The 19,626-nt window shown below is 54.9% G+C and carries 11 protein-coding genes; 5 read left to right on the forward strand and 6 right to left on the reverse strand.

Features of this window, described 5'->3' with window-relative positions; all coding sequences use genetic code 11:
• Positions 1 to 301 precede the first annotated feature (301 nt).
• Entirely contained in the window at positions 302 to 4,105 is a 3,804-nt protein-coding gene (locus SH528x_RS15375; RefSeq protein ID WP_442511397.1) for an AAA family ATPase, read from the reverse strand.
• A complete protein-coding gene (locus SH528x_RS15380) occupies positions 4,102 to 5,346 on the reverse strand; it encodes a metallophosphoesterase family protein (RefSeq protein WP_442511398.1) in 1,245 nt (414 codons plus the stop codon). Before SH528x_RS15380 ends, SH528x_RS15375 begins: the two co-directional genes overlap by 4 nt.
• 530 nt (positions 5,347 to 5,876) lie before the next feature.
• On the opposite strand from SH528x_RS15380, the gene metF reads away from it, so the two are divergent.
• Positions 5,877 to 6,749 (forward strand): methylenetetrahydrofolate reductase [NAD(P)H], encoded by an 873-nt coding sequence (gene metF, locus SH528x_RS15385; RefSeq protein WP_442511399.1) that lies wholly within the window; start codon positions 5,877 to 5,879, stop codon positions 6,747 to 6,749.
• A gap of 447 nt (positions 6,750 to 7,196) precedes the next feature.
• Positions 7,197 to 8,480, forward strand: coding sequence for a hypothetical protein (locus SH528x_RS15390; RefSeq protein ID WP_442511400.1), 1,284 nt, complete (start codon positions 7,197 to 7,199; stop codon positions 8,478 to 8,480).
• 91 nt (positions 8,481 to 8,571) lie between these two features.
• Here the strand turns inward: SH528x_RS15390 and SH528x_RS15395 are convergent, their stop codons facing one another.
• A complete protein-coding gene (locus SH528x_RS15395; protein WP_442511401.1) occupies positions 8,572 to 9,372 on the reverse strand; it encodes a 3-keto-disaccharide hydrolase in 801 nt (266 codons plus the stop codon).
• 472 nt (positions 9,373 to 9,844) lie between these two features.
• On the opposite strand from SH528x_RS15395, the gene SH528x_RS15400 reads away from it, so the two are divergent.
• The 3 genes from SH528x_RS15400 to ygfZ all read left to right on the forward strand — a co-directional run bounded on the left by SH528x_RS15400 (position 9,845) and on the right by ygfZ (position 14,124).
• Entirely contained in the window at positions 9,845 to 10,780 is a 936-nt protein-coding gene (locus SH528x_RS15400) for an ROK family protein (RefSeq protein ID WP_442511402.1), read from the forward strand.
• 103 nt (positions 10,781 to 10,883) lie between these two features.
• Positions 10,884 to 12,836 carry a 6-phosphogluconolactonase gene (locus SH528x_RS15405; protein WP_442511403.1) on the forward strand — a complete coding sequence of 651 codons (1,953 nt, stop codon included), beginning with the start codon at positions 10,884 to 10,886 and terminating at the stop codon, positions 12,834 to 12,836.
• 382 nt (positions 12,837 to 13,218) lie between these two features.
• Positions 13,219 to 14,124, forward strand: a complete 906-nt coding sequence (ygfZ, locus tag SH528x_RS15410) for a CAF17-like 4Fe-4S cluster assembly/insertion protein YgfZ (RefSeq protein WP_442511404.1) — start codon at positions 13,219 to 13,221, stop codon at positions 14,122 to 14,124.
• A gap of 46 nt (positions 14,125 to 14,170) precedes the next feature.
• Here ygfZ and SH528x_RS15415 read toward each other — a convergent pair whose 3' ends face one another.
• The 3 genes from SH528x_RS15415 to SH528x_RS15425 all read right to left on the reverse strand — a co-directional run bounded on the left by SH528x_RS15415 (position 14,171) and on the right by SH528x_RS15425 (position 18,945).
• Complete coding sequence (locus SH528x_RS15415; protein ID WP_442511405.1) at positions 14,171 to 14,506, reverse strand: hypothetical protein; 336 nt, start codon at positions 14,504 to 14,506, stop codon at positions 14,171 to 14,173.
• An 82-nt stretch (positions 14,507 to 14,588) separates the two neighbouring features.
• Positions 14,589 to 15,641, reverse strand: coding sequence for a DUF1559 family PulG-like putative transporter (locus SH528x_RS15420; protein WP_442511406.1), 1,053 nt, complete (start codon positions 15,639 to 15,641; stop codon positions 14,589 to 14,591).
• On the reverse strand, positions 15,628 to 18,945 hold the full coding sequence (locus SH528x_RS15425) for a protein kinase domain-containing protein (RefSeq protein WP_442511407.1): 3,318 nt from the start codon (positions 18,943 to 18,945) through the stop codon (positions 15,628 to 15,630). The genes SH528x_RS15420 and SH528x_RS15425 overlap by 14 nt, the downstream gene beginning before the upstream one ends.
• Between the last annotated feature and the right edge of the window lie 681 nt (positions 18,946 to 19,626).

Below are 19,626 nucleotides of genomic sequence, written 5' to 3' on the forward strand. Positions count from 1 at the left end.
GCAACGTTCTAACGGATGGCGAAAGAGAGAATCACAAAAGTTTTCGCCGGATGCCGTGTTTTTGAATAATGTCGTTGATCGCTCCCGCGATCGAAACGTGATATGCGAAATGCAGCGGTTCGCGACGTTGATGGTTCCTAGATTCTGTAGGCCGGATCAAGGACGCAAATCATGCCGGATCGGCGCAAACGGTGGCATTGTCAAACTAGCCTTGGACTGAAATGAAATTTTCAATTGCGACCGCCGATCCGGCATTTACGCCGTTTGCTCGATTCCGCCTACAAATATTACGCCAATCTCCCTACTCCGCTGTCGCGCCCCACCAAGGATTGTTCTTGTCCCAGGCTTCTTCGGGGGCTGTATCGTCCGCGTTTTCCGCGTCCACGTCCGTCCATTCGCTTCGAGCAACCGACGCGAGCTTATCTTCAGACGTGACGATCCGGCGTTCTGGCTCTCTCTCGAACCATGCCCACTGGATCGACGGTTCGGGTTCGGAGTAGTCGATTTCGTCGTCGTTGTACTCGGGGGCAATCACGATCGGCTTGACTCGTTTGGGCTCAGGACGTCGAGACGCCGGTTTGGGCTCGGGCTTGGGTGCCGCTGGTTTTGGTGGTTCGGGGCGTGCCGCTTCGGCGACCGGTTCTGGCTTGGCTTGTACCTTGGGAATTTCCTTGCGGACGTACAGAATTTTTGGAGCGGGTTTTGGTGCTGGTGCTTCCTTGACCACAACCACGACCGGTTCTGGCTCTGGCACCGGTTCTTCTTCAAGCACCTCTTCTTCGACGACGTCTTCAGGCTCGTCCTCGTAGGCTTCTTCGTATTCCTCTTCGCTCGCTTCTTCTTCGATTCGTTCTTCTGGTTCGAGGATCTCGGCGCGGCCTGGTTCGCCATGGGCCGGCATCATGCGAACTTGTACGTCAATGTCGTGGAAGATATCGACGATGTGTTCGTGACAAGTGAACATCATCACTTGATGCCCAAGCTCGGCAAACGTTTTTAAGGTTCGTGCAGCAAAGATCGCGCGATCGCGGTCAAAGTTGACTAACACGTCATCGAGTACCAACGGCAACATGACTCCGCGGCGGGCGTATGCCGCAGCGAGTGATAATCGCAATGCGATGAAGACTGCTTCTCGTGTGCCGCGACTGAGCACCTCGAGCGGCAACGACTTGCCCTCGGTGTCATCAATCTTCAAGCGGTTGGTGCCCAGCGGCGTCCAAATTCGGTTGTACTTTCCATCGGTCAATTGATTCAGGAACGACGACGCCTCACGCAGCGTTTCCGGTTGGCGTTCCCGCTCGAAGGTTCCGCAGACGTCCTCCAGCAAGCAGCTTGCCATCGCGAGCGTTTGCCAGCGACGAGCTGCCGCTGCGATCTTGCGTTCAATGCAAGAGAGTTCCAATTGAGCCGTGGTCAGACGAGCGTCTTCCCCAAGCTGCTTCATCTCTTGAGCCAACTCGCCTTGCTGAGTTCTCAGCTGAGCGACGCGTTCTTCGGTCTCGCTCATCCGTGTCGTCAGCGAATCCCAGCGTCGTTCGATGTCGCTCATCTTGGCACCCTCGATCTCCTTAGCGACGGCGTCGTACTCGACATGCGTGCCGATGATCGAGCGAACCTGCTTGTCAAGCTCCGCGTACTCTTTTCGCATCTGTGCCAAGCTGGCTTTGCTATCAACCATCGCGTAGAACTGTTCAGGTGTTGCCACACCACATTTCGCCCACAAGGCACGTCGCTGCGTTTCGCCTCGTTGGATGGCACGAAAGTAGCCGCTTTGCTGCTTCTTTAGTCGCTGGTCCTGTTCTTTCAGACTGCGGCGTTGCTTGATCCAGTGTTGTTGGCGGGACAGCTCTTCGTGCAGGTGATTGAGTTGATCCAGCGGGTTCGATCGCAGCCGGCTTCGCTTGAGCGATTGTTCAGTATCCTCGTCTTCATCCACATCGCGCGGATTGCGAGCGGAGATGTCCTCCTGCAGATCGAGCGCTTCCATGTACAGCGATTCGATGCGGCGAGCCAGCGTTTGACGTTCGCGTTTTCGTTGTTCTCGTTCCGTTTTGAGTTCTTCCCAGCGGCGTCGGCTGTTCAGCAACGTCTCGTATCCGTCGCTCAAATTGCGAACGCTTGATGGCGAAAGCGATTCGCTCAAACCCAATCGCTCAAGAGTCGCTGACCACTCGCGACGGGAATTCTTCAGTCCATCGGCGGCCTCGGTTGCCCGCTGGCGAGCCGACTTGTACGACTGCAATGCCGCTTGATGATTGTGGTAAGTCGGCAGTACCGATTCCAATTCCGCCAGTAATTGCTCGCTCTCACGAATCCGCAGTTCGATCGTTTCGCCGCTGGTCGGCAGTGTTGAGTCGGCCTCGTTTCGCTCGCTCTCGAGTTCACGGATCTGTTTGCGGAGCGTATCAATTTGGCGTTCGCAGTCTTCTAGGTCGCGCGATGTCGACCGCATCCCGTTTTCTTTGCCGAAGTAATAGGTCAACATCCCCATGAAGCCGACGGTCAACCAAAACATTCCTTTGGTCGGATCGGGATCAGGCGAGAACCACGTCAGCCCCAGCATGTTGGACACGCCGTAGACCAATGACATTCCGCCGAAGATAAAGGGGACAGCCAATAATATCAGCCGGTCCATCGGCAGCGCTTCGTCGGTCGTCAAGTTGACCGTTTCTTTTTCCAAGTCGCGGTAGTGACGCTTCAGCTTTTCGATATGTTCGCCGAGTTGTCCGCGATGTCGTAGCGCCGTGATCAGTTCGTTTTCTTCACGGATCGCTTGCTGAAGATTCGACGCGCGTGCTCGCGACAGGACGCCTTGCAGTTGGCTGCCCATTTTCTCGGCGCGTGTTTTGTGCTCTGCCCCTTCGGTCCGAGCTTGCTTTAGGAGGAAAAGGTGCTCCTTAACAGCCTTTGCGGGTGCGGAAAGCGTCGCAAGTGTTTGTTTGGACAGGTCGGGCAACTTTGAAATGTCACCTTCGGTGATCGATACCTTGTCGGCTTCGTCCAACCCCAGGCGGTCGGCGTCAACTTCGAGCTGCTTTTTCGCCTTGTCGATTTGTCCGTCCAAACGCTCGATCTGTTCTTCGAGGGCCTCCACCCAAGTGGCTTGTTCGGAGGCGGCTTCGATCTTGCCTTGCAGGTCAAACAGGCGTTTACTGACAGGCAATTGCTCGTTTTTGACCCGCAATTCACGGCGTTTTGCCTTGACCTCTTCCATCTTGGACTTGCTGTCCTCGATCATGGCGTCGATCTGGACGAGTTGTCCCGGTGCGTCATCCGGAAGCGCCGATTGGGTTTCGGTTTCCGCGATCGACGACTCGAGTGCTTCTCGTTGTTTCCAGGTGTCGAATACGCTGGTGGCGATCTCGACGCAGCGAGCTTCGCGTTCCCAGGCGACCATCCGCTCGGATGATGTTTCGATTTCTTGTTGTTGCGATCGTCGTTGGCTGGCCAGTTCACTCCAGCGGCGACCGTGCCGGGTGAGCTGTTCTACTTCGTCTCGCAATTTCTCGCGTTTGCGGATCATTGATGCGACTTTGCCTGCTTCTTCGGCGTCGACGACGCTTTCGTTGCCGACCATGCTCTTGCGTCCGTCACGCAAATTGCGAAGGACATCGACGAGCGAAACGCGGTCAAGACCGCTGGACAATTTGTACAACTCGTCGGCGGCGTCGGTACCGTCGAGCGTGCTTAGTTCTTGCAGTTCGCGAATGCCGATCGCGAACACATTCGTAAAGATCGGTTCGTCAATTTGCCCCAGCAGGCTGCTGAGCCGGTGTTGGCCTTGGGACAATCCGTCCTGTCCCGTGACGCTCAGGTTTCCCGTCACGCCGTTGTCGGTTAGCTGGCTAGTGCGACGAATTTGGTATCCGCCACCCGGGCCGGTGACGCGGATCGCGCCGCCGGGTGTCCCGCCGAAAACCGGAGGGATGTAGCGTTCGCGGCGATCGGAAGTAAATCCGTACAGCATCGCTCGCACAAATTGCATCAGCGTTGTTTTGCCAGCCTCGTTGGGGCCGTAAAACAGCGTCATGCCGTCCGGAAGCGAGTCGACCGAGAGGCCTGTCCACACGCCGAAGCCGTCGATTTGAATGTCTTTGATCTTCATGATTTTTGCACCAAATTTGGCTTGCCGCCACGCAGGAGTTCGACACCCAGGAGCGTCGCTTGGTCGAGAATGCCCTCGCGTGCCGAGCTGGCCACGTCGGCCAGTAGCGATGAGGTCGTGCTTTGAATTCCCACGTGTTCTTCGGTGAACGGCAGTAGGTTCAGTTCGCGTCCGTCGTTTTTGCGATGCTTGTCGGCGGCCCGCAAAAAGTCACCCAAAATGGTGTCTTCCTCGTTCCAAGTCTTGGGATATTGCCGAGGCGGACGAATGACCAACGACGCAGTCCAAGCCGCGGGGGTGCCCGATCCATATTCGCGTCGCAGCCACTGCAGCAGTTCCTCGGAATCGCCGATCGCATGCAAGTTTTCGCCGCTTGAGACTGAGATGTCCCAGCCGATTAACAGATGACGTCCACCGTTGTCGTGTTGCAGTCGGACGATTCGCTCGCCCAGCAAATTTCGGATGCTGCCGACCGCAGCAATCTCTGCCGCGTCGATTTCTACTTTGCAGTAGCGAAACGCGTCGCACTCAACTTCATGCACGCGAGTGGTTTGGTCGGCATCGACGTCGACGATGGCGTAGCCGTGAGCCCCGCTCTCTTCGAGCGAGCGACCTTGGGGCGAGCCGCAATAAACCGCGGCGCCCTCGGCTCCACCTTCGATTTCCTTGCGATTGTGTTTGCCACCAAGCGCCCAGTAATCGAATCGACCTTCCTTTAACGCGTCGGCATCCGACGATCCGTAGCCGACGGCAACGGTGTATTCGTCGGTCGGGTCGGTGCGGTAACTAGGAACGTGCAGCGATGATCTTCCTTCGCTGCTGCGGCCTACGACGACGCAAATGGTTCGGCCAGCACGCTCCACCGGGACCGCGATCGCCTTGTTTTTGGGGAATAACGTGACATTGGGAGGAAGCGGGGCCGCTTCAGGCCACTTTTGCGGATCGTCTGCGTTTCCCGCGACCCAAAACACCGGCTTTTTCTTGGCGTTTAGCTTCTCGAAATACTCCAGCAGCAGCGACATCCCGTGAGGACCCGCCGTTTGTGGATTGAGAAGATCGCCTGACAACACAATAAAATCAATGTTGTCCACCAAAGCCGCATCAAAGACCGCTTTGACGGCACGACGTGGCGCATCGGCCATCGCATCGCGGAGGTGACTGGGGATCGTGTCGAGGTCTCCGAGAGGAGATTCGAGGTGAAAATCGCTAGCGTGGATAAATCGGAATGACTCGCCCGGCATGGGTTCCCTCCCTGGGATGACTCCGTGGCATTACCGTTTTGCGAGTTCAGCGATGTTAGCGTCCCTGCAAAACACGTTGCAGCCGCCGTTCTTTCAAGTCATTTGAAAAGAATTGCTAGGGATGAAGCCCCCCGCCGTCACCTGATTCTTCCTGCTTTGCGTCAAACCTGTGACGGAGTGGGCAGCGTGCCTCGGCTGCGTAGGCCTGGAAGTTTAACGAAACTTGTAAAAAAGGACCAAGTCGTATTTGCGATGTTTCACGAAAAAACCAACGGTTATGCGTGATATCAAATCGAAATGCAGGTCATTTGGGAGAAATGGGGCGAATGGGTGGTCGGGCGTGAGTGGGTTGACGCTGAGTTTGAAGTCGGAAAATGCACGGCTGCGAAGCCAACTTCGAGGTTTTTGGAGATCCCGGGCTACTCGATCCGTCTCAGTCGCTAGGGGATTCAACATGCCCATTATCTGATTACAATGCTCAGGCTGGCAGTGGCTGTTGGCCTCGAAAATTCCTCTGTGAACAAGAAGTAATGTCCTTAGCGTCTCATTTCAACTCCTCCGATTGTGCGATCTCGTTCGAGCTGTTTCCACCCAAAACGGAGGCCGGGATCGACACGTTAATGAAGAATGTCGAGCGTTTGAAGGAATTTAACCCCACCTTCTTCACTTGCACGTATGGTGCTGGCGGCTCGACACGAGGCACGACGCTGGATGTTGTTGAGAAAGTCAAGCAAATTACGGGGTTGCCGGTCGCATCGCATCTGACCTGCGTCGGATCCACCGTGGCTCAGCTCGAAGATTACCTCAGCGAAGCGCAGGCTCGCGGCGTCGACTACATCGTTGCCCTGCGTGGGGATCCGCCGAAGGGAACCGAGCAATTCGAGGCAGTCGAAGGAGGTTTGCGGTACGCGAACGAGCTCGTTGAGCTGATTCGTGGCCGTTTCCAGGATTTCGGAATCCTGGTTGCTGGCTACCCCGAGGTTCATCAAGAGGCACCTGACGGGAAGACCGATCTTGATAATCTAAAGCGAAAGGTCGACGCGGGCGCCGACGTGGTTGTGACGCAGTTGTTTTACGACAACGCCGACTTTTACCGCTTCCGCGACGATTGCGTTGCGGCTGGCATCACGGTGCCGATTGTCCCTGGGATTTTGCCTGTCACCAATTTCAAACAGGCGTTACGCATTGCAGCAATGTGCAAGGCGGCGATTCCAACCGTGCTCTCCGAAGCAATGAACGCAACCGAATGCGAAGAGTCGCAGTTCAGTATTGGTGTCGATCACGCTCGGGAGCAAACCGTTGACCTGATCAAAAACGGCGTTCCCGGAATCCACTATTACGTGCTCAATAAAAGCGACGCCGCCGAGAAAATGCTTGACGGTTTGGACCTGTGTTGTTCGTAAAATCCTAGTTTGCATTTTTTGCGTAGTAAACATCAGGCATTTTTGTGAGCCGACGGCGCTAGCGGACTGTTGATTTAGTGAGCCGTGACGCGTGAGCGGCCGGGTTTCTCGCATTACCCGGTGCCTTACGGCCCACGGCTCACCAATGCGATTTACATTTCGATTAAATCAACATATCGCTAGCCGCGGGCCCGTCGTTTTAGATCGGGGCATTGTCGTGGAACGCTCAGGATGTCGATATTAGAAGTGACGCATTTGGTTGTAGCGGAAGTCGTCAAGACTTTCGTTTTCCGGGACAATCAAAACTCGTGATGAGTTCCGCTACGTCAATAAGCAAGTCGACGCCCCTCGCGATCCAACGTATTGATCGCGGAGCGATCAACGACAATCGGTAACTTCAATGGTGCTTTATAGCCGGATTGATCTTTCTCGTTCCGGACGTTTTCAATGAGCTCAGGTTCCTCGTCAACGAATTCGGCCTCCACGGCACCAATCAATCCCTATCAGGTGCCTGCTGAGGTTGCACCTGAGTTGAGCCCGGTGTTTTGCCGCGGAACCTATACTCTCGATGATTTGAAGGTTGCGTTGTGGGACAGTCAGCCCACGAGTTCACGAAAGGCGGGTTTCGACATTGCCGTTGCGATCGGCATGTTGAGTCTCTTTTTGATCTATGCAGTGTTAGATCAAGGAATCGTGGCAATCTCAATCCTCTGGGGCATCACGGGGTTCATGTTGTTGGCCCACTGGGACCGGATCAAATCGTATCTTTTAGCGAGCGAGCGTTACCGGCGTAAGCGAATCTTGCGTCTTTCGCAGCATCCAGACGATCGGCGGTTCGTGCTCCATCAAGATGGTATGATGATCTGGACGGACGACATGTGGCTGACAGTCGATTGGGAGTATTTCCAAAAATGCCGTCTGTTTTCCAAGCATTTGCAACTGCCGTTTGCACTGGATGCCTTTCGCAGGATCATTTTGCCGCTTCGTTTTTTTAGTTCGCCGGCAGATGCGTTTCGAGTGTCCGAGTTCCTGCGGTTTCGCTTGAGCACGATGCACGATGAGAAGCTGTCTCTCGAGCAACTCACTAAAGTGGTGTCGCCTGCGGATGAATCGACCAGCCCCGGAATTGTGAGCATTCCGGTCTGGAGCGAGGAGGAATGGCCTTTCGCATCGAATCCGGCCGCAGAGCGACGTTTTGTCGTCACGGATACGGGGATTCCTCGGGACGCGGTTGCTTGGGCCAAGAAGCTTCCGCAAATTGTTGCGGAAGTGTTTAAGCATTTGGTGCCGTTCTGGTTGCCCGTACTTGGGTGGACCATTCATTGTTTTATGATCGCGGGAGACTTCTCGTTTGTCTCCGAACACCCTGGGATCACCTTGATTGCGATGATCCCCGTGATTGGGACGGTCGCCATCACATTCTTCGCGCTATGGAACGCCTTTCATGCGACGCAATCTGCCGGAAAGAGCCAGGAGTTTCGACTGCGACCTGAGGGCATGCTGGTGATTGATAAACACAGCAAGGGCTGGCATCTATGGAGCGAGATGGATTCCTTCGATCTCAACGCAAAATCCGCAGGCTGGTCAGTCGTCGCAACGGGGGACAAGGTCGTGCTGGCAGCCGATCAATTCACAGATATCGGTGAATTCAATTCGTTCCGAGATTTTTTGGCATCCGTCGAAGCCAGCCGCTCAAGTTTAATTCCTGGGCAAATCAGTGTTTCAAAGTAGCGTGACTCTCTGAATCGCGTGAATGGTGATTTTTTTTTCCTGGACGACTCAGAGAGTCATCCTACATTCGATAACTGACTGCGCTCGAGCTCTATTCCTCTAACACCATGATTTCGACTTTGCGGAAATCGCAGGGATGGCTTTCCGATTGCAACGAGATCGTGCCGCCGCTTAGCTGGATGCCGCCTTGTTTCTCGGCCAACTCTTTTGCATGAGCGTCCTTCGGATCCAGTTGGGGCTGGTTGTACTGCAGCACCGTTTGGCCATCGATAATGTGCTTGATGATCTTATTGCCATGCACTTCGAGTTCGACGGTGACCCAGTCTTCGCCGTGGTAGGTGTCCGACGATGAGCTAACGCAATGCGGGGTAAACAAGTTGCCGTCCATGACGACGTTTGTCCCTGGGGTGCACAGATTTGCGTTGGTGCGAGCGTTCTTGCCATCGCCGCCGAGTAACTGAGCTTCGATCGAGACGGGGAAGTCTTGATCCAGGCTCATCGTTTCAGGTTTTTCGCCATGAAGCATCACGCCGCTGTTGCGTAAAGCCCATCCGGGACCGCCTTTGCACTGATCACCTACAAAGCGGTACTCGACTCGGAATCGGTAGTGCGAGAACGAATCTTTGTAAAACAAATGTCCAAAAGTCTCGTCAAATTTGTCGTAGCCGTCGTAGCGAACCTTCAGCAACCCGTCCTCGACACGAAACGTGTTTTTGAAATTGTCACCGAGTTTGTGGTAACGAATTTTGGGGGTCCAGCCTTCGAGGTTTTCCCCATTGAACAGCGAAACCCATTTGCCGGTCTCGGGGGCGGCTGTTTTCGTTTCTTCCCCGCTGGCAAAGGAAAACGAGACCACGGCAACGGACACAGCAAGAAACGTTCGAGTAAACATTGATGAGCACTCATGCGGGAAAGAGTTTGGGGAGTCTAGATAAGCAGTTAGGCAGGAGTCTTTCAGTAAATTGGCCATTTTGGCGCTAGCGGGCTGTTGATTTATTCGAAATGCAACTCGCAGTCGTGAGCCGTGGGCCGTAAGGCACCGGGTAATGCGTGGGACCCGGCCGCTCACGCGTCACGGCTCACTAAGGCAACAGCCCGTTCGCCACGGTTCCGAAGTTGAACCGGGGCTAGCGCCCAAACGGCTAACGGGATTTCACCCAATGATTCCTGTCTACCTGCTTAGGTTATTTATCATACATCTTACTCGTGCCCGGGTGCCATTGGTCCGAACGCCAGCGATTTTTGAATCGCGAGATAGAATAGAACGTCCCCCCATCACTCTGTGAGCGGATTTGCGACTATGATGTGCTGCCAAGCTCCTGCCACGTGATCTTTCCCGCTGCTTCCTTTGCCCCCCATTCGACATGTCTGTTTCCGATTCCGCGGCCTTGTATCTTGGAATTGATGTCGGCGGTACCGACGTAAAACTCGGCTTGGTGGACGCAACGTGCCACATCGTCGCGACCGAGCGTACAGCGACTTGCATGCTAAAAACGCCGCAAAACGTTTTTCAGCATGCAATGGAGTTTGCCAACGGACGCCCGGTCGCCGCGGTCGGCTTGGCCGTTCCCGGGGTGCTCGATACGCGGGCCTACAAATTACGTGAAGTTGTGAATCTGGACGGGTGGCTTGACGTCCCGTTGCGAGACGAGCTCGCTCGGATTTCTGAGTTGCCGTCGATGGTAATTAACGATGCCAACGCGGCGGCATATGCCGAACATGCGACGCGTTTGTTAGGAGTTCAATCGTTAGCACTGGTCACGTTGGGGACCGGTGTCGGTTGTGGGATGGTGGTCGTCGGCAATCCTCATGGCGGAGATCATGGTTGCGCAGGCGAGCTGGGGCACATCGCAATCGACTTCTCCGCGGACGCCCTGCCCTGCACTTGCGGAAGTCGTGGGCACTTGGAAACTTATGCTGGCTCAGCGGGCGTGATCGCACGGATGGCCGAGTTGAGCGGTGAAGATGCGAGCGAGCTGACACCCCTAATGATTGCCAGTCGAGCCGAGTCAGGTGACGCTTATTGTCAGAAAGTCATTTACGACACGGCTGATTATGTCGGCCGAGCGATTGGGATGTTAGGTCAGGTCGCCGATCCCGCCGTCGTGTTGCTTGGCGGCGCGATGACATTCGGAGGCATGGAAACAGAAACCGGGCGTGAATTTCTTGCCCGCGTTCAACAGAGTGTGAAACAAACCACATTGGTGCAGGTTGGCGGAAACATGAAGATCGAATTTGCAACGCTTGGTAACCAGGCCGGAATGATCGGCGCCGCAATGGTGGCGCGTGATCGGTCGTAGTCGTAGGGCCGGTTCCTACTGGCCGACTCCATCAAGCCTTCAATGACGGCCGGTGGGAACCGGCCCTACTCGAAACTCGATTTATTTGGGAAGGATTTCAATTATGACAGAAACATCAAACATTTATACCGCGGACAACACGCGTCGCGAAAAGATCCCTTGCCGCGTCTTTGCCAAGGCATCGGATGCCAGCATCGCGGCGGCCAGTGAGATCGCAGCGCTCATACGATCTCGCGCGGCGGCCGGGCAAAACTGCGTCTTGGGGCTGGCGACCGGTTCGTCGCCAACACGCGTTTACGAAGAATTGGTGCGGTTGCACAATCACGAAGGTCTTTCATTCGCCAACGTAGTCGTTTTTAGCCTGGACGAATTCTTTCCGATGCAACCGGATGAACTCCAGAGTAATTCGAGGTTTTTGCGGGAATATTTGACAGACCTTGTCGATATCGATGCGGCCAATATTCACTTTCCCGATGGCTCCGTCGACAAATCACACGTCGCCGAATTTTGCGCCGCTTACGAGGCAAAGATTGTTGAGGCTGGCGGGATTGATCTGCAAATCCTTGGGCTCAGCCGGATCGGACATATCGGTTGCAACGAACCGGGCAGCGACCGGACCAGCCGCACTCGTATGATCACGTTGGATCGGGTGACACGAATCGATGCGGCAAGCAATTTCTTTGGTGCCGAGAACGTCCCGCGTCATGCGTTGACGATGGGCGTGGGCACGATTCTCGAGTCCAAGCGGATCTTTTTGCTCGGGTTTGGCGAAGGCAAAGCTTCGATTATCCTGCAAACGGTCGAGCAAGAAGCGACTCCGGCGATTCCTGCTTCCTTTTTACAAGGACACGAGGGTGCGGAAGTCTTTTTGGACGAGGCGGCTGCTTCGAGCTTGACCCGTTTCGAGACGCCATGGTTGGTCGGCCCTATCGAATGGGACAGTTCGACGACGCGGCGAGCGGTGATTTCGCTGGCCACGCGACTTGGCAAGGCGCTATTGAAATTGACCGAAGCCGATTACAACGAAGCCGGGTTCCAAGATTTGCTTGCCAATCACGGCAGCGCCTACGACATCAATCTGAGAGTGTTCCGGCACCTGCAATCCACGATCACTGGATGGCCCGGCGGGAAACCCGCGCATGCGAAGCAGGTCGGAGATCGTCCGGGACATCGCGACGACATTTTCCCAAAACGCGTGATCGTCTTTTCGCCTCACCCGGATGACGATGTCATCTCGATGGGCGGAACGTTGATCCGTTTGGTTGATCAAGGCCATGACACGCACATCGCTTATCAGACATCGGGCAACATCGCCGTCTTTGATCAAGATGCAATTCGGTTCGCCGAGTTCGCCGGCGACTTTTGTCGCGAGTTTCAGATCCACGCTGAAGGACTTGAGCAGCTAGAAGATCACGTCGACGAGTTCCTGCGGAAAAAACGATCAGGTCAGGTCGACAGCGACGAAGTCCAGCGGATCAAGGGGCTGATTCGTCGCGGCGAGGCTCGCGAAGGCGCTCGTTGCTGCGGCGTGAAGGACGAAAACCTGCACTTTTTAAATTTGCCGTTTTATCAAACCGGACGCGTCAAGAAGGCTCCGTTGAGCGACGAAGACATTCGCATCACCGTCGAGCTGTTACGCAAAATTGAGCCGCATCAAATTTATGCTGCTGGCGATTTGTCGGATCCTCACGGTACCCACCGCGTCTGTCTAAGTGCAATTCTGCAGGCGTGTCAGCAGTGCATTGACGATCCGTGGTACGAGGCCTGTGCGGTGTGGTTGTACCGAGGTGCGTGGCAAGAGTGGTCACCGGAGGATATTGAGATGGCCGTGCCGCTGAGTCCTCAAGAAGTCGAACGAAAACGTGTGGCGATTTTCAAGCACGAATCGCAAAAGGATCGTGCTCTGTTTCCCGGGTCCGATATGCGTGAATTTTGGCAGCGAGCCGAGGCACGCAACGCCGACACGGCGCAGCTTTACGACTTGTTGGGGCTGGCCGAATACGCCGCCATCGAAGGTTTCGTTCGCTGGGACGGCAAAACGGGCATCGAACTCTAAGGAACGTCGTAACCGTTATCGTCTTGGATCGCGCCGGACGTCGATCCTTTTGTGAGCCGACGGCGCTCGCCGCGGGCCAGTCAATATTGCAGGAAACATGCCCGCGGCTAGCGCCGTCGGCTCAGATCATTTTGGGGAATGGCTCAGATTGCCCTGCTTAGCGGAACGCGTCAAGAGTAACGCTACAACAAAATGCGTCGCTTAAATAAAGCGACGTCCTCCGCGATCCAACGTTCTGATCGCGGAGCGATCAGCGACTATTTGCAAGAACAAGGCATTCGTCTGGGGCTTACGTGTTTAACCGCGATCAGCGAAAATAGACGTAAAGATCTCGCCGTTGTTCTGGTATCCGCCCTCGCTCGTTTTTCCAATTATTGATCTTATGACGACTTCTCAAATTCATCTTCTTTCCTCGCTTTCGGTCGTCGATATTGATGGCGTTGATGCCGCAGCGATTCTGCACAACTTGACCACCAACGAAGTGAAATCGCTCGAGGCTGGTCAGGGTTGCGAAAGCTTCGTGACCGACGTGCGGGGCAAAACACTCGGACATTTCCACATCTTCCGCCGCGAAAACGGATACCGTTTGATCGGGGCGCCTGGAGTCGGCGAGAAACGCCAATCCGAAGTCTTTGCTGCTCATGCTGATCGCTACACGATTCGCGAAGATGCGACGGTGACGATTCGCGATGATGAGTTTGTTGGATTTTTGTTCTCGACTTTGCCATCGGCACCGCACGAAGATCCGTTGACGTGGTGGGAGGGTTCGATCGGTGACACTGCCGGCGCGACCTATCGCGTCCGCTGGCTCAACGACGCTAGCTGGATGGTGTTGATCGCTCGCAGTGATCTCGATGCGGCGATGGCGAGTGTCAACGAAGGTTTGACGATGCCGCTCGGTGATGAAGCGACGTTTCATCACGCTCGTACCGTTGCTGGATTTCCCTGGTACGGGATCGATATTGATGACTCGAATTTGCCTCAAGAAATCAATCGCGAGGAATGCACGATCTCGTTCACCAAAGGGTGTTATCTGGGCCAAGAAACGGTGGCTCGCCTGGACGCCTTGGGCCAAGTACAAAAGAAACGCGTGCGGCTGTCAATCGAGGGGACGCTACCGGAGGCCGGTGCAACGCTTGATTGCGATGGCAAAACCGTGGTGCGATTGACCAGTGTCACGAAGGTGGACGATCAGCATGGATTGGCGATCGGGTTTGCTCGGCGAACCCACTTCGATCCTGGTGCGACCGCCACATGCGAAGGCTGCGTCGCCACAGTGATCGAGTGATGTGGAATTGGCTTCCCCGCCTGTCGTTCGCAAACCATCCTCTAAATTACTTACGTTTTAGCTCGATTGTGCCTGCGTCGAACACGTCGGTCGCGGGAATCGTCCACTCGATCTTGGTTTTATCTTGTGAGGCGTATTTGCCCTGCAAATGATCTCCGACTTGCGTCCGCGTCATCACGTCGAACTTGCTCCATACCATCGTGATGGCGTAGTCACCAACCGGCGCGCCATCACCGAGACTGTACGTGGAAATCTGAAACGCCCCGTCTGCGTCCGTGATGCCTGACGAGATCGCAGCGCTGCCGGATTTGGGATGCAAATGCAATACAACGCCTTCGGCCGGTTCATGATCGACAAGCACGACGCCCTTGATCTTTACCATGTCGTCGCGGACGCTTGAATCGGAGCATCCTATGATTGTGCCAACGGCGATCAAGCAAAACGCAGTCAGGTTAATTGGTGAGCTACTGAACCGATTCAATGACTTCTCCGCCTCTTCGAGTGATATGGGCTGAAAGAATCTTGGCGTCGACCGATGCGGTGAAGAAGCGAACAGAACCATCCGCGAAGACAAAGTAGCAGCCTCCGACGTGAAAACCGTGGAATCCGAATCCTCTCGCGTTGGTGCAATTGATCGCACAGGGACCTGATTGAGGCGGCCAAGAAATGCCCCCATTCAGCGAACCTTGCAGCCAATGTTCGCCATTGACCAAGTCGCCCCAACCGCCTCCTTCGGTGCCGATCAAATTCGCAGTGGCAACGGGATCTTCGCGTCCGCCGCTAAAGACGACGGGACCACCGGTGCGTTCGCCGATCAGAAACGTGTTGGAAAGACCATCAAGAATACCGGCAAAGCTGCCATCCTGATCGCCACCGAACGCGGCACTGACGACCTGCATCGCCCCTTCGCGATTGTTTAGTAAATTGTTTCCGTAGGCATGCTTGGCGTAAGTGCCCGTCACGCCTGTGGTAGGGCAATAGTCGGCCGGCGCCAAATTAGTTGCCGTGAACGGCAGTCCCGCTGGCGTCGCGTCGAAAGTGTATCGTCGGTCCGCGGGATTGCCGGGGCTGGATGGGCACACGTAACCAGGGATCGGGGTTTGCAGCAGTGCAACGTTGCCAGGGCTGAACTGGTCGACTGGCAACGTTTCGTGATCAAATTCGTCGTAGATCGCTTGTTGTTCGATGTACGGCAACAGCGCCACGCCCCATGGTTTCCCGTTAAAGGCCTGGGGCGGTGTATCGAGCCACCACGCTCGCGGTAGCTTATTAAACGCGGCGTGATAGTTGGCGATTCCCAAGCCAATCTGTTTCAGATTGTTGCTACACGACATACGCCGCGCCGCCTCGCGTGCCGCTTGGACAGCCGGCAATAACAGTCCCACGAGAACGCCAATAATCGCGATCACGACCAGCAATTCGACCAGCGTGAAACCGCGTGGATGTATCGTCCAAACGCGGCGTTTCGCATTCCTTTGCGGACTGTCTGATTGCGGGCGACCATTAACGTGTTGCATACTTGCTGCCTTGTTCCATTTGATCTGAGGTTGGGATTTGCCAGCGATAGATGCGAGAAGCGTCGCCGTTGTTGCATCCGATGATCAATTGCGACGCGTCGTCGCTCATTCGAACGGCATCACAACGAGTTCCCGATTGACCGTTTTCCCAAACTGTCATCGTGCCAACTTGAAGACGTTTGTCCATATCCCAGAATTGCAGTGTGCCACTATGGGTCACCAATATCAATCGGTGGTTCGAGAGAAAGTGGATGGCAGATGGTTGCATCACGTATTCACCTGAAAACGTTACGCCATGTAGCATCGTCTGCGGTTCCATTGATTTCGCATCGAAGGTGGCAAGAGATCCATCGTCCCATCCCACCACGATTTGTTTGGCGTTGGGAGTGAATTCAATACATCTGGCTTTCTCGAAACTGGTTTGCCATTGCCGCGATTCGCCAGTGGCGAGTTGGATCACCTCGATTTCGTTGCCACCCGCGACCACAAGTTGTTTGTCGTCGGATGAAAACGCGACACAATGCGTTCCAGCGTCCTTGTACAGCGAAGTGACCGTTTTGGGTTTATCTCCACTTAGATCGAGCACTTGCAGGTTGTCGACTCTTCCACCTGCCGAAAGATAACGCCCCGTAGGTGAAAATTTTAGCTTTCCATACACATCACCGGATTCATACATCGGAAGCTGAGCCGATTGCACCGTGGGAGTTCCCCCGACCCAATCGCGAAGAAGGATCAGCTCGCCGCCTGCCGTGGTCATTGCGATTGTTTTGTCATCGGGCGAGATGGCAATCGCCTCAATTGTCTGATCGCCTTGCCAGATTTCGCGACATGCGACTGGCGTATATCCGTCGACGCGGCGATGGGCTTCGTTGGGCTCTGGCAATTCCGCGTACTGAAGCGCGTTGCAGGCATCTGATTCCGCCTGCGTCAGGAACAAAGCGTGGCGAAAATCCGAGGTGAATGCGGCGCCAGCATCGTCCAGCAGTGAAGACGGCCGCGAATAGACTTCATGCCCCATTCGATCCGGTGAAAATCGCTCGACCGCTCCATCAAGCCCCGTGGTGATCAACATATCCGACGACAAAAATGCCAAGTCCGTCATCCGGCCTCCTGACCCCGAGACAAATGCGGTCGATTCGTACTTTGGCGGTGATCCTTCGCCATCGCCCGCGGCCAATTTGAACCATTCCACACCCGCTCGGTAATCCGCCACCGCAATTGAAGTATCGTCGTCGGAAAACGTCAACGCTTTTGGTTCGGATTGAGTTGGAATCCAAGCGTAATCAACGGTTGAATCTGATTCGGGATGAATGGGAACAATTCCAAATCCGTTCGCATCTCGCAGCGTATAGGCAACGGTATCTTGGGTTCGGCTGCACTCAAGCAGCAACACCAAACCGGGTGTGTCGAGTTCGCGAATCAACCGGCCTGTTTCTGTATCAAAGAACTTTAGTTTCTTAACATGATGTTCGCCGGTCACAACGATTTTTCCATCGGGCGTTAGCCCCACACTCTCGTTGCGGATTCCCGACGGGATATCAATCGATCGTCCGCTGCTGAATGACCAGGCTTTGATGTCGTTATAGCGACAGCCTGAAACGAGCGTGTCACCGGCGACACGGATTGACTCGATCGTGGTGGGATGCAGGTGCAGTGCCTGAGCGGTTTTGCCAGTGGCGGGATCGATCGTGATGACGCCACGGAAACCAAACGGCCAAGTTTGGCCGGGGATAGCCAATTTGCCATCGGGCAACGCGGCAATCGCAGTCCCCTGGCCTTCGAGTCCCGACAAGCGATACCGCATTGTCTCGGTGTTGATATCCCAGCAAATCAAGTTGCCGTCGTCTCCGATGGTTGCCACCGTTTGTTTATCCGGCAGCACCACCAACTCGCGAGCTGACTTGGAATGGCGACCCCACAACGCGTATTTGGCTTTTACTTCGGCATCAAGTATTGCCCATTCGGTGTTTCGCAGATCGACTTCGCCGAGACTTGGTACGTGCAGATCGAGCAAACGTCTTGCCTCGCCATACTGCGCCCGATTGAACATCAAATATGCCAGCGAAACGTCGCTGTCGTAGTGCATCGCACGCAGTCGCTGCTTTGACTGATCCACGTAATGCAGCGCGGCTTGCAATTTGATCGTCTGCCCGCGACTGTCAATCGCATTGCTGCGTTGATTCAGTGCAAACATCGATAGGCTAGCGACACCAAATAAGACGCCGAGTATGGCAGCGGTCGAAAGCGATGCCACCAACGGATTTCGCTGAGCCCATCGTATCGTTCGGCCCGCCCGACCAATGGGGCGAGCCGACGTAGGACGCCGCTCCGCAACCCGCACCAAATCATCGTAAAGATCTCCGGCATCATGGTAGCGGCGATGAGGTGTCTTTTCCAAGCATCGCTGAACCACTGCACTCAAGTCACGTGAAATGCTGGGACGCATAACTCGCGGTGCGGGCGGATCGTACTCTTTCACCCGTTGGATCGTTTGCATTTGAGTCGATGCAGCGAACGGTGACACGCCTGTCAAAAGTTCGTAAAGCAAGACGCCCAATGAATAGACATCCGAGTGGGCACCATGCGTATCGATGTTGCCACACGCTTGTTCGGGCGACATGTACGGCGCGCTGCCGATCAGCGTTCCTGCCATCGTCTCGTTGACATCCGTCATCGACCGGGCCATACCAAAGTCCGTTAAATTCGCAAACGGTCGACCTCGATCGTCCTTGCTGATGATCACATTCGAGGGCTTGATGTCGCGATGCATCAGATCACGGTGATGAGCGACTCGCAAAGCGCTGGCAAGTTGACTGACGATCGAAACCGCCGTAGAGATCGACACCAATTTGTTCTGCTGGTGCATCCATTGGTCGAGCGTCGGACCGGGACAGTATTCCGAGACAATGTACGCCTTCTCCGGAGTCAACACCGCGTCAAGGATGGGGATCAGGTTGGGGTGACTTAAGCCCGCCGCAATCTCGGCTTCACGCTTGAATCGGCGTGAACTGACCTGATTCGCCGCCAAATTGAATTTTGGAAACTTAATGGCAACGACACGATTAAGGCTTGTGTCGCGGGCGAGCCAAACGCGGCCGAACGTCCCTTCGCCCAATTCTCGCAGCAAGCGAAAATGGTCGATGCGAATCCCCTCTTTGGGGTGGAAGACCGCCGTTGCGAAGGACTCTACTTCGACGACGTCGCCGCCGTGAGCCTCCACTTGCTCACTGACCGACGAATCGGGTAGTGAACATATCGGCAGTTGCAACGGAGCCTTGAACGGCACGTCATGGTGTTTTCGCATCGAATCTCCTTTCAGATAGAAAAAAAGGAAATTTTCAGAACCGGAGGCTGCATTGCCGTAACTCGAATGATTGAAGTCGATCGATGGTGTGCTGCTATGGCCCGATTATAGCGACGCAGCACCGTACAAGGGGGGGCTTCCTTGTTGAACTTCACATTTTGTTCAGTAGGCAGTGACTCGCGGCCCCCGGCGGATCATCTGGTGGTCTGGTCATTTGCATTGCCATTTTTTTTGTGGTGCGCACATTTACATTAGGCAGGCCGTTGTCCCGCGTAGCTTTTCACTCGCACGCAGCTATTTGCGTAGTGCAGTCGCAGGTGGGTAAGTAGCAGTGTTGCTTTGTGCACTTTGCCCTCTACTGACTAGACGGCCCGCGTTCTGATTAGACGAATTGTGTTGGTGGCCGGTGAATCCAAATGAATCTTCTACCGTTGTCGCTGGATTGTAACGATTGTTCGGATTCTCCGGATCATCGAGTGGTTTTGCAAGTGGTTTCTTTACACCCAGAAGAGCGAGTTGCCGTTAAAACCGGCAAAGTCGGTACCTACAGAACGTTCGTACCAACAGGTCACCCCAAACGTAATCTTTTACCTTGCCCGACATCTTTACGTAGGTAACGGTTCACCCGTAGTCGATGAAGTTTATGCATCAGGATTCGTCTCGCTTGTGCGTTAAGTCTGC

The sequence above is a fragment of the Novipirellula methanifontis genome (genome assembly GCF_052161655.1).
In the GTDB taxonomy this organism is placed as follows: domain Bacteria; phylum Planctomycetota; class Planctomycetia; order Pirellulales; family Pirellulaceae; genus Novipirellula.

Excerpts from the sequence above, each read along its gene's own strand:
- SH528x_RS15375 (WP_442511397.1), bottom strand. The coding sequence starts at position 4,105 with ATGAAGATCAAAGACATTCAAATCGACGGCTTCGGCGTGTGGACAGGC.
- SH528x_RS15380 (WP_442511398.1), bottom strand. The coding sequence starts at position 5,346 with ATGCCGGGCGAGTCATTCCGATTTATCCACGCTAGCGATTTTCACCTC.
- metF (WP_442511399.1), top strand. The coding sequence starts at position 5,877 with ATGTCCTTAGCGTCTCATTTCAACTCCTCCGATTGTGCGATCTCGTTC.
- SH528x_RS15390 (WP_442511400.1), top strand. The coding sequence starts at position 7,197 with ATGAGCTCAGGTTCCTCGTCAACGAATTCGGCCTCCACGGCACCAATC.
- SH528x_RS15395 (WP_442511401.1), bottom strand. The coding sequence starts at position 9,372 with ATGTTTACTCGAACGTTTCTTGCTGTGTCCGTTGCCGTGGTCTCGTTT.
- SH528x_RS15400 (WP_442511402.1), top strand. The coding sequence starts at position 9,845 with ATGTCTGTTTCCGATTCCGCGGCCTTGTATCTTGGAATTGATGTCGGC.
- SH528x_RS15405 (WP_442511403.1), top strand. The coding sequence starts at position 10,884 with ATGACAGAAACATCAAACATTTATACCGCGGACAACACGCGTCGCGAA.
- ygfZ (WP_442511404.1), top strand. The coding sequence starts at position 13,219 with ATGACGACTTCTCAAATTCATCTTCTTTCCTCGCTTTCGGTCGTCGAT.
- SH528x_RS15415 (WP_442511405.1), bottom strand. The coding sequence starts at position 14,506 with ATGGTAAAGATCAAGGGCGTCGTGCTTGTCGATCATGAACCGGCCGAA.
- SH528x_RS15420 (WP_442511406.1), bottom strand. The coding sequence starts at position 15,641 with ATGCAACACGTTAATGGTCGCCCGCAATCAGACAGTCCGCAAAGGAAT.
- SH528x_RS15425 (WP_442511407.1), bottom strand. The coding sequence starts at position 18,945 with ATGCGAAAACACCATGACGTGCCGTTCAAGGCTCCGTTGCAACTGCCG.